Genomic DNA, 14,652 nt, shown 5'->3' with positions numbered 1-14,652 from the left:
TGAAAGGCTGTTTGAATTAAAGTTGTGTTTTACCATGAATATTCTTTAACGGCATGCGGTCCGCTGAACGCCAGAGCCGCGGAAGTATGCAGGAAGGGAGCCCTCATTAAAACGGATGAAGGCGGGTACGGCTGCATCCAGCCGTGGCCGGAGCTGGGGGACGCCACCCTGCAGGAGGAACTGGATGCGCTCAGGAAGGGAAACCCGCTGCCCCTGGGCGTCCGCGCCTTGGAGTGCGCCCGGACGGACGGGGAGGCGCGCGCGAAGGGCGTCAGCCTGTTTGACGGCCTCCACATCCCCGCCAGCCACGCCACGCTGCCCTCCTGCGTCAGCCCCGCCACCATCCGCATCATGGAATCCAAGGGGTTCAAGGCCGGAAAAATCAAGGCCAGCCCCAACCTGGCGGCCGCTCTGGAACGGCTGACCATGCTGGCCTCCATGGTCCCAGCCTGGCGCTGGCGGCTGGACTTCAACGGCTGCCTGAATGAAAACGATTCTCTTAAATTCTGGAAATCCCTGCCCCACCACCTGAAAACCCGGATAGACTTCATTGAAGACCCGTGCCCCTTCTCCGTCCAGAGCTGGGAAAGGCTGGTGGACGCCGGCATGCCGCTGGCCCTGGACATGGGCTCGGACTCGGAGCACCAGCCAGCCATCTCTTCCGACCTGCCTATCATCCGCATCGTCAAGCCCGCGCGGGAAGCCACCCCCGCGCACCTTTACGAGCCTCCCGTCTTCACCACCGTCATGGACCATCCCGTGGGCCAGCTCTGGGCCGTCTACCAGGCCGCGGACTACTACCGCAACGCCCTGCCCACGGAAATTCCGCTCTGCGGCCTCTGCACGCACCTCCTGTTTGAGCCGGACCCCTTCATTGACCAGATGGGCGGCATGAACCCGCAGGTAGCCGTTCCCGCCGGAACGGGGCTGGGCTTTGACGGGATGCTTGAGGCCCTGCCCTGGAAAAAACTTTGACGGGGCGCCGCGCTCTCCCGGAACTTCGTCCGGACACAAAGAAGGCATGAAGCGGAACGCGCTTCATGCCTTCGTCATTTACCGGGAATAACAGCTGGAAAAGCCCTTTACTTCGGCTCCGTGGAGAACTTGAGGCCGGGATACTCCTTCACGTTGCAGCCGGGCGTTTTGGGGTTCACCTGCACCGGAACGAACGTGAACATCCACCGGCGCGCGGAATTGTTGCTGGGGCTCTTCACCAGCACGCGGTTCCAGCCCTTCTTCAGGGGAACCATGGAAGGCTCCCGAAAATGGTAGTTTTCATCCACCAGCACGCCGCCGTTGCGCGGCTTCTTCCATTGAGGGGGGGCAATCTCCTGCCCGTTCACAAAGAACCTGGGATTCGCGTGGAACCACTTGCCGGGGACGCTCGCCGGGCCGTTGCGCCAGTCGGACGTGGCCCAGGTATGGCCGCTGATCCAGAAAGGCACCGTCTGCGCCTTCGGGGAATAAATCCAGGTCTGCGCGTAATAGGTGTGGTTCTTGTGGGGATAGGCCCCCATCTTCGCTCCGTTGAACAGCGTCGGGAAATCGCAGTAATGCTTGAAGATGATGGTGGCTCCGGTGTAGGCGTCCTTGGACCACTCGTAGGTAACGCCGTCAATCTCGTAGGAATCCTTCATCTTCCCGGTCTTGTTGTCCGCCTCCGGGGCGAATTCCGTTTCCGTCTTCCCGCCGTTGGGAATGGGGCCAAGCAGCTTCCACGGAATATTGGCCTGCCGCACGTAATTGAACTCCTTGTTCACAAAAAAGCGGTCCCGGATGGCGAGCACGCGGTTTTCATACTCCGCAAATCCTTTCAGCAGGGGGTCCCCCTGCACAGGGAGGTTGGAGAAATACTTCATGTACTCGTCCTGGTTGGGGTCTCCCTGCACCTTTTCATGGGGATTGTTCCACAAGGGCTCGGAAACGAACGCCATCCCTGCGTAAACGGGCGTCTGGAGAACCTGGTTGCGCGGGTCCGTAATTTCCAGGTCCGGGAAGGAGCACAGCATCATGCCCAGGCCGTCCGCATTCTGGAACGGGCACGCCCGGCGGAAATACATGGTCATGGCCGTTTCAAACGGATCGAGGTGGTTCAGGTAGGTCTCCAGGGAATCCACGTATTTGGCCCCGTTGACAGGCCATGCACCGCGGTTCTGGCGGCCGGACCACAACTGCAGGATGGAGCCGTTATAGCCCTTAGGCGTCAGGCCGGGGTGCCACCTCATGGGCGTGCGGCCGCAGGACTCCACCGCATTGATGTATTCCTTCAGAATGTCATTGTTCACCTGCTCGTCCTTGCCGTGGGCCTCGTCCGTGCCGATGTGGATGATAGGCATCTTCTCCTTGGGCACCAGGGCGCACATCTCCTTGATCAGGGCCACCAGGGCCTTGGTGGCCTTTTCATCGCTCATCTTCACGTTGAGCGCCTTCCGGAACGCCTGGCTGTGCCCCGGCATGTCCATCTCCGGAATCAGCAGGATGTTGCGCAGGCGGCAGTACTCCACGAGCTGCTTGAACTCCTTCTGCGTGTAGAATTTGCCCGGCATGCGGGTGAAATTCTTGGGATCATTCAGCTCCGGATAAATCTTGGATTCCAGCCGCCAGCCGGGATGCTCCGTGAAATGGAAGTGGTACACGTTCAGCTTAAGCTGCGCCATGGAATCCAGCTCCTGCGCGATCAGGGGGAGCGGCATGTAATTGCGGCCCACGTCATTCATGAACCCGCGGATTTCAAAATCCGGCCAGTCCACGATGTCGCAGGCGGCGATGGTCGTCGTCCCGCCGCGGCGCAGGAGAAGCTGCTCCAGCGTTTTCATGCCGTAATAAAACCCCCTGGTGTCCGCCGCCGTAATCAGCGCGCCGCCGGGAGTCACGCGGAGGGAATAGGCCTCTTCCTTCAGTTTGGGATTCTCTGTTCCGGCCTTCACCTCCCCCTTCACGAACTTGATGGCGAACGCCCCGTCCGGAGCCACCTTCACCCGGTGGTCCGCCAGAAAGGACTTCAATTCGGAAACGATGAACTTCATCTGTTCCGGATAGGAAGTACTGGACGGAGACGGGGCCAGGATGCGCACGGACTGCACGGGAATGGCCTTGCCGTCCCAGCGGAGCTGCTGGGGCTTGGGGACCAGCGGCGGCTGGTCCGCCGGGAACAACCTGTAATTGGCTCCGTTCGCCGGGAAGGAGGGAGCCGTATCCTGCCCCCACGCCCCGGCGCACGCCATGCACATCCATGCAAACGATAATAAAAGGAACTTCATGCGGGTAATAATACGCCCGCAAAGGCCCCTGCCTGTCAAATCTATCGTGCTCCACAGCCCGGAAAACGGGCTCCTGGCAGCGGTTTTTGCAAAAAGACCAGAACCCGCGCCTACATGACGGAGGGAGGCTGGACAGCCTGCACGGCGGGGTGGTCTTCAATCTCCCCGGTGGTTCCGTTCACGGCCACGCCGCGGCGCACGGCGTAAAGCCCCGCTTCCTCCTCCTTCTTCCCGGCCACAAAGGCCCAGTAGTAACTGTTCCGGTCATGGTAGCAGGCCCACTCTCCGCTTATGCCGGGGCGCGCCTCCATCAGCAGGGAATAGGAATCCGCCGGGGAGACCTTGAACCCCCGGGGCGTCTCCAGCCCGGAGGAGGGGAAGGAGCTGATGTCCCCCCTCCAGACCAGGTCCAGGGGGGAGGTGGACAGCAGGCCGTCCGCAAGATGGCTGCCCGCCAGCATCTGCCCGGTACCGAGCATGGGCAGGCAGGAAGAGCACAAAAAGGCGGTTCCGCAGACGGCGGCGCAAAGAACGGGGCGAAGGGATAGAGACATGGCGTGTTCCTGAAAAAAGGCGGAAAGGAATCAACTACCAAAAACCTCCCCAGTCAATCAAAAACAGGCCTCCCGCCCGCTGCGGCGGAAAAATGCCCGTTCCCCGGACGGGTGGACAGCTTGACAACCCCTCCGCGCATTTCTATAGTTTGCCTCCCGTCTGAAAAGGAGGTCCGTTCATGGCAGCCCAGTCACGCAACATCGCAGAATTGGAAAACGCATCCGTATGGCGTCTGCTGGTCCAGTACTCCCTGCCCTCCATCGCCGGCATGGTGGTGTACTCCCTGTACAACATCATTGACAGCGTCTTCATCGGCCACGGGGTGGGCCCCCTGGCCCTGTCCGGCCTGGCCGTCACCTTCCCCATCATGAACCTGACCTTTGCGCTGGGCACGCTGGTGGGCATCGGCGGGGCGGCCATCAGCTCCATCCGGCTGGGCAAGAAAGACCAGGAGGGAACGGAGCGCACGCTGGGGAACGTCCTCATCATGAGCCTGATCGCCGCCGTGGTGCTTGTCACTCCCACGCTTCTCTTCCTGACGGAAATTCTGACCGCCTTCGGAGCCAGCGGCCAGACGCTCACGTACGCGTACGATTTCATGCTGGTCACCCTGCTGGGGCTGCCCGTCACGTACGTTTTCTTCAACCTCAACCACGTCATGAGGGCCACCGGCTACCCGAAAAAGGCCATGGGCTCCACCCTGCTCTCCGTGGGGGTTAACATCATCCTGGCGCCCATCTTCATCTTCTGGTTCAAATGGGGCATCACCGGGGCCGCCCTGGCCACCCTGCTTGCCCAGGTCACCGGCATGGTGCGCGTGCTGCTCCACTTCTCCGACGCGGCCAGCACGGTCCACTTCCGCCGCGGCATCTGGGAACTGCGGAAGGCCATCGTCACCGGCATCCTGTCCATCGGCATGGCTCCGTGCCTGGTGAACGTCTGCGGCAGCGCGGTCACCATCGCCATCAACAGGCAGCTTGCGGACCACGGGGGGGACCTGGCTATCGGCGCTTACGGCATCATCAACCGCATCCTCATCCTGTTCGCCATGCTCGTCATCGGCCTCACGCAGGGCATGCAGCCCATCATCGGCTACAACCACGGGGCCATGAAGCCGGGACGCGTCCTGCTCACCCTCAAGTACGGCGTGCTGGCTGGAACATCCTTCACCACGCTGGGCTTCCTGGCCTGCGTCCTCTTCCCCCGCGGCATTGCCGGGCTCTTTACGGATGACGCCGCGCTCATCAGCCTGGCGGCCAACGGCCTCACCATCTGCGTGCTGGCCTTCCCGCTCATCGGCAGCCAGATCATCATCGGCAACTTCTTCCAGGCCATCGGGAAGGCCCGGCTGGCCATCTTCCTTTCCCTGACGCGCCAGATGCTCTTCCTGTTGCCGTTCCTGCTGGTGCTGCCCAGGTTCTGGGGCCAGGACGGCGTCTGGGCCTCCCTGCCGCTGGCGGACGTGCTCTCCTTCATCGTCACCCTGCTCTTTATCCGCAGGTTCCTCAAATACTACCGGCTGAAAAACAGGCACTACCTGGACCACAGCCCGGGCGGGGCGTGAAACCATTCCAGAGAACGGGCACGGGGCAGTCCGGCCTTGATGAAAAGCCCTCTTTTCCAGCTTTCCACGCGTTCTCCGCGCCATTTTGCAGGACATAACACCGGCAGTATGCCGAACGCGCCGCGCTTTTAGGACTCTATTTTGTTGACGGCTTCGTGTGAAATCATCATGCGGAGCCCCGCCCGGCAGACGCCAGGGAACCGCCTTCCCCATCAGCCGGCCTCCTGAAGGCGGAACAACCCGAACGACATTTACAAGGAATCTGACAAAATGAAAAACGGAATCATGATGCAATATTTTGAGTGGAACCTGCCCAACGACGGGCAGTTCTGGAACAAGCTGAAGGAAGACGCCCCCCATCTGGAGGAAATAGGCGTCACAGCCGTCTGGATTCCGCCGGCCTACAAGGGCAAGGAACAGAACGACGTGGGCTACGGCACCTACGACCTGTTTGACCTGGGGGAATTCGACCAGAAGAACACGGTCCGCACCAAATACGGCACCAAGCAGGAACTCCAGGACGCCATCAAGGCCCTTCATGAACACCATGTGGACGTCTACCTGGACGCCGTGATGAACCACAAGGCCGGAGCGGACTATACGGAAAAATTCATGGCCAAGGAAGTGGACCAGCAGAACCGGGACAAGGAAATCACGGACGCCTACGAAATCGAAGGCTGGACCGGCTTCAACTTCCCCGGCCGCGGAGACAAGTACTCCGACTTCAAATGGCACTGGTACCATTTCACCGGCACGGACTACGACGCCGCTACGGAGAAGACCGCCATCTTCAAGATCATGGGGGATGGCAAGGACTGGAGCGAGGGCGTGGACGAAGAAAACGGCAACTATGACTACCTCATGTTCGCCAATCTGGACTTCGACCACCCGGAAGTGGTGAAGGAAATGGAAAAATGGGGCGGATGGGTCGCCAGGGAACTGGACCTGGACGGCATGAGGCTGGACGCCATCAAACACATCAATGACGAGTTCATCAAGAAATTCCTGGCCGCCGTCCGCAAGGAGCGGGGAGAGGATTTCTACGCCGTGGGCGAATACTGGAAGCAGGACCTGGACTCCCTGAACGATTATCTCAAGGAGGAACGCTACAAGGTGGACCTGTTTGACGTGCCCCTGCACTACAACATGTACCAGGCCTCCAAGCAGGGCCGTGATTACGACCTTTCCAAGATTCTGGACGGCACCCTGGTCCAGAACCACCCCACGCTGGCCGTCACCTTTGTGGACAACCATGACTCCCAGTGGGGCAGCTCCCTGGAATCAGCCGTGGAAGACTGGTTCAAGCCCTCCGCCTATGCGCTCATCCTGCTCATGAAGGAAGGCTACCCCTGCATCTTCTACGGGGACTATTACGGAGTAAGCGGCAATCCTCCCATGCACCGCGGCATCATCGACAACTTGCTGGAAATCCGCAAAAACCATGCCTTCGGGGAGCAGAACTACTACTTTGACCACCCAAACACCATCGGTTTCACCCGCGTGGGGGATGACGACCACCCGCATTCCGGCGTGGCCGTGCTCATCTCCAACGGAGAGGACGGGGACAAGGTGATGAACGTGGGCAAGCAGCACGCCGGGGAAACCTGGAAGGAAGCCACCGGGAACGTGGAGGAAACCGTCACCATTGACGAGGAAGGCAATGGCCAGTTCCTCGTCCACGGCGGCAACGTGGCCGTCTGGATTCCGGAAAACGCTCCGCAGGACCCCAAGCAGGACGCCAGGGTGGAAGACGAGGAATAAATTGAATGATTGCCCCGCCGGCAGGCAAGCCGGAGCGGGCGTGGAGGAACGGCCTGTCCCGGCACCGGACCATCTTTCCGGAATGCGGGTCAGGCCGTTCTGACTTTAATCACCAGTTTACGGAGAGCCCCTTCCCCGATGCAGCCGGCATGGGCATCCTCCGGGAAAAAGACGGCGAACTGCCCCGGCTTCACGGCAAAAGAGGTATCCGGCGCATCGTCGTAATGCTGCGCGTCCTTCTCCGTGTTGAACGGCTCGGAAGGCTTTTCCAGGGCAGAGCGGTCCTTCCACGCAAACCCTTCCTCCCGGGTGAGGGGCACATGGATGTCTATGAACCTGTCGTGCACTTCCATGCGGGCCTTCTCCGGCTTCTTCATCACGGGTTCATTCACCATCACAACCAGGGCATCTTCCTCCAGGACGTGGGGTCCCGGCTCCAGGGAAGCCGGATCAGCCCCCCTCACAAAATCAAAAGCCCGCTTGAACAGCGGATTCAGTTTCTCGTATCGGGCGGCGTCGGAAAGGGAGGCAATAATCATGGCGGGGGTCTTGTCTGGAACGGTCTTCATTGTAATGCGCCGCCGCCAGCCGTCAAACCCTTTGGCCCTCCCGGCGATCCTGCGCCCTTTCCCCGCAGTCCGGGGAGTACATGAAAAGAGGCGTACTCTTCCGCCGGAAGAAAAACTGCCGCGTTCTTTCCGCCGTTCTTCTCCGGAACAGAGATGAAAAAACGCCCCTCTGTTTATTCACATGTTATCATCATGTTATTCACTGATGGATGTTCACGCGTTTTCAGAACCTTCCCCTCCCTGAATCCCGTCAAAACGCTTGTCTTTCCGCGCCTGGAAGTATATTAGAGTAACTGTAAGCCATCAACTGCACAATGATCACACAAAAGAACCCATCCAGCTCCTACCGGCCTTCCTATGACCGCACTCCCAAATATACCGTGAAACAGGTTGCGGAAATGATGGAGATGTCCGCCTACACCATCCGGTATTATGAAAACGCCGGATTGATTCCGGATGTGGACCGCAGCGGAGGCAATGCCCGCATGTTTTCGGACTACACCCTGGGCTGGCTGCGCCTGGTTCACTGCCTCCGGATGACGGGCCTCCCGATTGAAGGCGTCAAGCACTACATTGACCTGTGCCAGGAAGGGGACACCACCATTCCGGAACGCGCGGAACTGATTTTCAAGCAGGAGAAAAGCCTCCGGGAACAGCTCCGCATCCTGAAAAAACAGATGGAAGTCTTGAAATACAAGAAGAAATTCTACCAGGACCTGCTGGACAACCGCAGGCCGGACAGCTGTAATCCGCTGAACCATGCCAGCGCCAGCGAACCGAACATCGCTCCGGAGGAATAGGCCGCTCCCTCAAAACCGTAAAAAGGAAGGGCCGGGAATTCCGTTGGAATCCCCGGCCCTTCCGTGTTCCCGCTCAGGAAGAAAACGCCCCTTTCCCTCTCCCCGGGAAAAGGAGGGACCGCGGGGCTGCCCCGGCGTTTTTATTTGCTGCCCGTGGCTTCAGCATATTCAGCATCCGTCACGGGGCCTCCCCACGCCGTCCTGTTGGAAGCCGCCCTGGGCGTGATGCCAAGGTGCACGAACCCACTGTCCGGCGCCGCGCCGTGCCAGTGCTCCGTATTGGCCGGGATTTCCACCACGGAACCGGGCGTCAGGCGCCGGGCGGCCTTGCCGCGCTCCTGGTAGTATCCCGTGCCTTCCGTGCAGAACAGCACCTGCCCCACGGAATGGCTGTGCCAGTTGTTCCGCGTGCCGGGGGCAAAGGTGACGTTATAGGCGGACATGTCGTAATCCCTGTTGTCCACCAGCATGGCTACCCAGGCTTTTCCGGTGAAATTGGCCGGAGCCGGCTCCCCTTTGGGGAAGGCGTCCTTCTTCCCGGCAGCGGCGGATACGGCCAGAATGGCCTCCACCTGCCCGTCAGTCAGGCCGTTGTGCTTCCCGATGCGGATGTGGGAGTTCAACTGGCTTTCCGTGCCCGTCATGGCGGACAGGGCCGCAATGGTGGCCAGCTCCCGGGTCTTCCAGTCCATATTGTCGCGGCCGAAAATATCTCCGAACAAATGCGCCTTCAGGAACTCGTCAATGGCCGGGGCGAACAGGAATAGCTCCCCCTTCACCGGAGCGCCGCAAAGCTTCGTCTGGTTGGCCGTGCCGAAGTCAATGCTCTTTCCGGCGGGAGGCGCTCCGGCCTCCCTGCCCACCGTATCATTAATGCCGCGCGAGGCCCGTTCCTTCGCCAGAACCATCAACTCATTAAGGGCATTCAGGCTGCGTGGAAAACCGCAATAGGCATACATCTGGACCAGCACCTCCTTGAGCTCGTTCAGGGTCAGTCCGGCATCCAGCCCCGCCGTTAGGGCGTTCCGCAGGCCGGGCATGTCGCCCCTGGCCGTATGGGCACTGATGGCGGCAATCTGTTGTTCTTTTGGCGACAAGGCGCTTGTATCGTTATTCATGGTTTGGGCTTCTGAAAGGTTCATCAGACAGGCAAGGGAAAAAGCCATTCCCGCAAGGGTTCGTTTCATAAGGAGCATTATTTGTTGATGGTGATCGTGTCATTGACCCACTTGACCAGCGCGGGCCTGGCCGTCCGGATCCCTTCCCCGGCAAAGGCTCCCCCCTTGAGAACGGTGGATTTGGGGCACAGCTTCCGCACCTCGTCCCCGCAGCGCGCCATGCCGCCGCCTCCGTGCGTCACAAACGGAATCACCGTCTTGCCGGAAAGGTCGTGGCTTGCCAGGAAAGAGGCGACCGGAGGCGCAATCGTGCTCCACCAGTTGGGACTGCCGATGAAAATCACGTCGTACTTGCCCATGTCCTCCACCCTGGCGGCCAGCTCCGGCCTGACGCCTTCCTGAATCTCCTTTTTGGCCTGTACCGTACATTCCCGGTACCCGGACGGGTAAGGCTTGACCGGCTTGATTTCAAACAGGGTTCCGCCCGTCGCCTTCTGAATCTGCGCGGCGGCGTACTTCGTATTGCCGCCCCATGAATAATAGGCAATGAGAACCTTGGAGGGTTCAGCGGAAACCTTGGGCTGTTCCTGTCCCGAGCATCCGGCCCCCGTCATCAGGGCGACCGCCAGCGTGCATATCATTGATGTTGTTTTCATAAGTTAGAAGCTATAAGTCAACATGTTTTCCCCCGTCATCTCCGGGACTACGCCCACTCACTCTGAACTCTGAACTCTCCACCCTCAACACTCTTATTCCTCTTTCCGGAGCCGGATCAGCACGATTTCCGAAGGAACGCCGATGCGGATGGGAAAGCCGTTCCAAATCCCCGCCCCGTTGGAGACATACAGCTTCATACCCCCCACCGTGTACAATCCGGACACAAAGCCCTCGTTGAACCGGGCCACCAGCCGGTCAATGCCGGCAATCATGCCGCCGTGCGTATGGCCGGAAACCTGGAGGTCCACGCCGTGCGCGGCCGCTTCCGGGGCCAAGCGCGGCTGGTGGGAGGCCAGGATGCGCACCCCCTTTTCCGGGGCTCCCACCAACGCCTTGCGTATATCCGGCTCCTCCTTCCCCATGATGCCGGCCACAGGATCCGTCACCCCCGCCAGCACCACCGCGCCCCCGCCCGTCTGCACATGTTCATTGTGAAGCATACGGATGCCCAGGGTGGGCAGGAACTCCATCCACTCCTCATAACCGGAATAATACTCATGATTGCCCGGCACGCCGAATACCCCGTACCTGGCCTTCAAATCCGCAAGCGGCCTCAAATCATCCCCGTGCACGGGAACCGTCCCGTCCACGAAGTCCCCGGCAATAATGACGATGTCCGGATTCAGGGCATTCGTGCGTTCCACAATTTTCCTGATGCGGTCCGCCCGCGTGATGCCGTCCACATGAAGGTCCGCCAGCACGGCGACTGCCAGGCCGTCCGCCCCATCCGGCAGATGGTTCACGGAAATCGTTTCCTCCTTCACCCGCGGCACCCCGGTGCCTCCGGCCATCCCCACGGTAGCCAGTACGGCGGCGAAAGCCAGCAGGACAAGGTTCACCCGGTTGCCGATGATGCGGAACCGTTCCATCCTCTTCTTCCGCAGGCAGAACAGAACCAGCAGGTACAGGAGGCGCGCCGCGTCCGCCGCCAGCAGCAGGAAAAAGAACAGGAAAAGCACGGAGAACAGCCATGCGGCCGCCAGCAGGACGCCTTCCGGCAGAACCGGGGAGAAAAACATGGGGCCGCCGAACAAATGCAGCAGATGGAATTTGAACGCCGCCACCGCCAGAAGGACAGAAAGCAGGGCCTTCCAGCCCCATTTCAACCTAAGCGGCAGAATGGCGCGGCAGAAAACGTAAACCGCCAGCAGTGCTCCGAAAATCAGTATCATGTGTCTCTTGCTTAAAATGGCTTGAACCCCGCCGGAACGGGAAGAACGCTGTCCTTCCCCTGTGAACAACCGGCAGACGGCTTATCATGTTGAGTCCCTCACCGTAATCAGCTCCCTTCAAAGTCAGCCGCAGAACCTCCTTATTTCAGATGCTCCTGAAAGAACTGCTCGATTTTGCCGAAAGGAATAACCCCGGCTTGATTGTCATAGAGATCCACATGGCTCGCGCCGGGAATGATCATCAGCTCCTTGTTATCCCCCTTCAATTTCTTGAAGGCATCCTCGCTGAAATAGCGTGAATGGGCTTTTTCTCCGTGAATCATGAGCACGGCGCTGCGGATTTCCCCGCTGTACGCCAGGAGGGGCATATTGATGAACGAGAGCGCGGAGGTGGTATTCCATCCGCCGTTTGAGTTGAGCGAACGCTTGTGGTAGCCGCGGGGCGTCTTATAGTAATTGTAGTAATCCTTCACGAATCCGGGGGCATCGTCGGGCAGGGGATCGGGCACGCCCCCCGCGAGCGCATAAGAACCGTTTTTTGCATCGGCGGTGCGCTGGGCATTCAGTTGTTTGCGAAGCTCATAACGGGCGTCGGCGTCCATCGCGTCGAAATAGCCGTTGGCGTTCACTCGGCTCATATCGTACATCGTGGACGCTACCGCCGCCTTGATGCGGGTGTCGATAGCCGCCGCGTTCACCGCCATGCCGCCCCACCCGCAAATGCCGATGATTCCGATGCGTTCGGGGTCCACGTCGTCGCGTGTGGAGAGGTAGTCGACGGCGGCGGAGAAATCCTCCGTATTGATGTCCGGGGAAGCGACATAACGGGGTTCCCCGCCGCTTTCTCCCGTATACGAGGGATCAAACGCGATCGTTAGAAAACCGCGCTCGGCCATCGTCTGGGCATAGAGCCCGGAAGATTGTTCCTTCACGGCTCCGAAGGGGCCGGAAACGGCGATAGCCGGCAACTTTCCGCCAGCCTTCCGGGGGATATACAAATCCGCGGCCAGCGTAATGCCGTAGCGGTTGCGGAAGCTTACCTTGCGGTGGTCTACCTTGTCGCTCTTCGGAAACACCTTGTCCCATTCCTGCGTTAAATTCAGTTTTTCGTTCATGATCCTGTCCGTGTTGGCGTTATTATTTTCAGCAGATAAGCTCCCTGCACAGCAAATGCAGGCGGAGAAAGCCGCGCAAAACCTTTTAAATGAATGCCCTGTCATCTTTCTAATACTTAAGGTGAATTATTACTTTCCGTAATTGATCAGGTACAGGACTGATTCGGGGTCCTGATGGCACAGGAAAAGGCTCTCTCCGCGGTCCAGCCTGGCGATGGCCCCCATGTCCTCCTGGGAAAGTTCAAAGTCAAAGACGTTGAAATTCTCCTCCATCCTTTCCCGGTGGGTCGTCTTCGGAATGACGATGACGCCGCGCTGGATCAGGAAGCGCAGGGCCGTCTGCGCCGGAGTCTTGCCGTACTTCTCTCCGATGTCCTTCAGCACCGGATTCGTGAAAAATCCATTGCGGCCTTCCGCGAAGGGCCCCCAGGATTCCATCCTGGTACTGTACTTCGCCATCAGCTCCCGGGCCTTCACCTGCTGGTTGAACACGTGCGTTTCCACCTGGTTGACGGCGGGCTTGATCTCGCAGAACTCCGCCAGGTCCACAAAACGGTCCGGATAAAAATTGCTCACGCCGATGGCACGGACCTTTCCGGCCCGGTTAGCCTCTTCCATGGCCCGGTAAGTGCCGTAATAATCGTTGAAGGGCTGGTGGATGAGCAGCAGGTCCACGTAATCCGTGCGCAGCTTGCGCAGGGACTCGTCAATGGAAGCCTTCGCCTTTTCATACCCGCCGTTGGTAATCCACACCTTCGTGGTGAGGAACAATTCCTCGCGCGGCACCCCGCTCTTCTCCGCCGCGCGGCCTACGGCCTCCTCATTGCCGTAAATCTGGGCCGTATCAATGGAACGGTAGCCGGCGCCGATCGCGTCCAGCACGCAGCGCTCGCACTCTGCGGCGTCGGGAATCTGAAAAACTCCAAAGCCCAGGATGGGCATGACAACTCCGTTGTTTAATGTAACTTCTTCCATAACTGTTTCTGTTTTTTATTATTTTTGATATTGAAAGGGAAATACTCCGTTAAACGCCCTGCTGCGGTTCCAGCTCCTTCAGCTCATACTTCCTGGTACCCAGGCCTATCTGTTCGGCGTAATCCACCGTGTGCCGCCCATGGCGGCTTTCAATGCGCTCAATCAGGGGTTTGCTGTTGTCTCCGGCGGAAGGCTTGACGGCGTAAACGAGGTCCAGGCAGGCCTGGTCCAGCGCCACCGGGTCAAGGGAAGCCAGAATGCCGATGTCCTTCATCTCCGGGTCATGGGGGTGGGCATCGCAATCGCAGTCAATGGACAGCTTGTTCATCACGTTGATATACAGAATCCTGTCCCCGAAGTAATCGGCCACCGCCTGAGCGGAGGCGGCCATGGACTCCAGAAAGTCGTCCTGCGCGGCCAGATTGTTCCACACGGCGGCAACGTCCCGCGTTTTTCCGGCGGAATGGATGTACGCCTTGCCGCTTGCGGAAGCCACGCCGATGGACTGGTTCTTGATCACGCCGCCGAAGCCGCCCATGGCGTGCCCCTTGAAGTGGGCCAGGTTGATCATGAAATCATAATTCTTCAAATGGTTCCCTACGATATCGTATTCCAGGTGCTTCCTGTCCTTCACCGGGATGGTGAACTCTCCCTCCGCGTCCATGATATCCACCCTGGCAATGTCGGAAAAACCGTGCTCCTTCGCGGCACGGAGGTGGTCCTCCGTCCAGGACCGCTTGCCGCCGTAAGCCGTATTGCACTCTACGATGGTGCCGTTCACGCGGTGCACCAGGCCCTTGATCAGGGCCGGACTCAGGAAATTGCGGCCGCCCGGCTCCCCGGTGCTGATCTTGACGGCCGCCTTTCCCGTGGCCGGACGCCCCAGGGCCTCGTAAATCCTTACGAGAGCCTCCGGAGAAATCTCCTTTGTCATCCATACCCTGGAAGCTCCGTTCTTCTCCGCGGCCGCGCCCAGCGCATATTCCGGCAAGGCCAGGCACGCCAGGGCCGCGGTGGAAGACTGGAGCCACGCTCTTCTCGTCATA

13 protein-coding genes are annotated in these 14,652 nt (G+C 59.6%); 4 read left to right on the top strand and 9 right to left on the bottom strand.

The genetic code is table 11. The features are described from left to right. The first annotated feature begins 24 nt into the window (after positions 1-24). Positions 25-975 carry an enolase C-terminal domain-like protein gene (locus CXU21_RS02060; RefSeq protein WP_146016912.1) on the top strand — a complete coding sequence of 317 codons (951 nt, stop codon included), beginning with the start codon at positions 25-27 and terminating at the stop codon, positions 973-975. A gap of 107 nt (positions 976-1,082) precedes the next feature. Here CXU21_RS02060 and CXU21_RS02055 read toward each other — a convergent pair whose 3' ends face one another. Beyond that, positions 1,083-3,260 carry a family 20 glycosylhydrolase gene (locus tag CXU21_RS02055; protein ID WP_102724869.1) on the bottom strand — a complete coding sequence of 726 codons (2,178 nt, stop codon included), beginning with the start codon at positions 3,258-3,260 and terminating at the stop codon, positions 1,083-1,085. Between the two features lie 110 nt (positions 3,261-3,370). Further along, complete coding sequence (locus CXU21_RS02050) at positions 3,371-3,814, bottom strand: hypothetical protein (RefSeq protein WP_146016516.1); 444 nt, start codon at positions 3,812-3,814, stop codon at positions 3,371-3,373. Between the two features lie 179 nt (positions 3,815-3,993). On the opposite strand from CXU21_RS02050, the gene CXU21_RS02045 reads away from it, so the two are divergent. Both CXU21_RS02045 and CXU21_RS02040 read left to right on the top strand, forming a co-directional pair. Further along, entirely contained in the window at positions 3,994-5,379 is a 1,386-nt protein-coding gene (locus tag CXU21_RS02045; protein ID WP_102724868.1) for an MATE family efflux transporter, read from the top strand. 270 nt (positions 5,380-5,649) lie between these two features. After that, positions 5,650-7,140, top strand: a complete 1,491-nt coding sequence (locus CXU21_RS02040) for an alpha-amylase (protein WP_102724867.1) — start codon at positions 5,650-5,652, stop codon at positions 7,138-7,140. A gap of 89 nt (positions 7,141-7,229) precedes the next feature. Here CXU21_RS02040 and CXU21_RS02035 read toward each other — a convergent pair whose 3' ends face one another. Then, positions 7,230-7,679: a YhcH/YjgK/YiaL family protein gene (locus CXU21_RS02035; RefSeq protein ID WP_180972584.1), complete on the bottom strand. Its 450-nt coding sequence runs from the start codon at positions 7,677-7,679 to the stop codon at positions 7,230-7,232. Between the two features lie 344 nt (positions 7,680-8,023). On the opposite strand from CXU21_RS02035, the gene CXU21_RS02030 reads away from it, so the two are divergent. After that, positions 8,024-8,509 carry a MerR family transcriptional regulator gene (locus CXU21_RS02030; RefSeq protein WP_102711393.1) on the top strand — a complete coding sequence of 162 codons (486 nt, stop codon included), beginning with the start codon at positions 8,024-8,026 and terminating at the stop codon, positions 8,507-8,509. A gap of 140 nt (positions 8,510-8,649) precedes the next feature. On the opposite strand, the gene CXU21_RS02025 is transcribed toward CXU21_RS02030, so the two are convergent. From CXU21_RS02025 to CXU21_RS02000, 6 genes are all read right to left on the bottom strand, one after another. Beyond that, entirely contained in the window at positions 8,650-9,627 is a 978-nt protein-coding gene (locus tag CXU21_RS02025) for a carboxymuconolactone decarboxylase family protein (RefSeq protein ID WP_219723146.1), read from the bottom strand. Positions 9,628-9,704: 77 nt separating this feature from the next. After that, positions 9,705-10,283 carry a flavodoxin gene (locus CXU21_RS02020; protein ID WP_257997344.1) on the bottom strand — a complete coding sequence of 193 codons (579 nt, stop codon included), beginning with the start codon at positions 10,281-10,283 and terminating at the stop codon, positions 9,705-9,707. 93 nt (positions 10,284-10,376) lie between these two features. After that, complete coding sequence (locus CXU21_RS02015) at positions 10,377-11,516, bottom strand: metallophosphoesterase (protein ID WP_102724864.1); 1,140 nt, start codon at positions 11,514-11,516, stop codon at positions 10,377-10,379. Between the two features lie 140 nt (positions 11,517-11,656). Further along, entirely contained in the window at positions 11,657-12,736 is a 1,080-nt protein-coding gene (locus tag CXU21_RS02010; RefSeq protein ID WP_102724863.1) for an alpha/beta hydrolase, read from the bottom strand. 24 nt (positions 12,737-12,760) lie between these two features. Then, positions 12,761-13,606: an aldo/keto reductase gene (locus tag CXU21_RS02005; protein ID WP_102724862.1), complete on the bottom strand. Its 846-nt coding sequence runs from the start codon at positions 13,604-13,606 to the stop codon at positions 12,761-12,763. 49 nt (positions 13,607-13,655) lie between these two features. Then, positions 13,656-14,651: a DUF362 domain-containing protein gene (locus CXU21_RS02000; RefSeq protein WP_257997342.1), complete on the bottom strand. Its 996-nt coding sequence runs from the start codon at positions 14,649-14,651 to the stop codon at positions 13,656-13,658. Position 14,652: the final 1 nt, after the last annotated feature.

This window comes from Akkermansia muciniphila, assembly GCF_002884975.1.
In the GTDB taxonomy this organism is placed as follows: domain Bacteria; phylum Verrucomicrobiota; class Verrucomicrobiia; order Verrucomicrobiales; family Akkermansiaceae; genus Akkermansia; species Akkermansia muciniphila_C.
The sequence above is the reverse complement of the archived record's forward strand: the minus strand, read 5'-3'. Positions and strand labels throughout refer to the sequence as shown.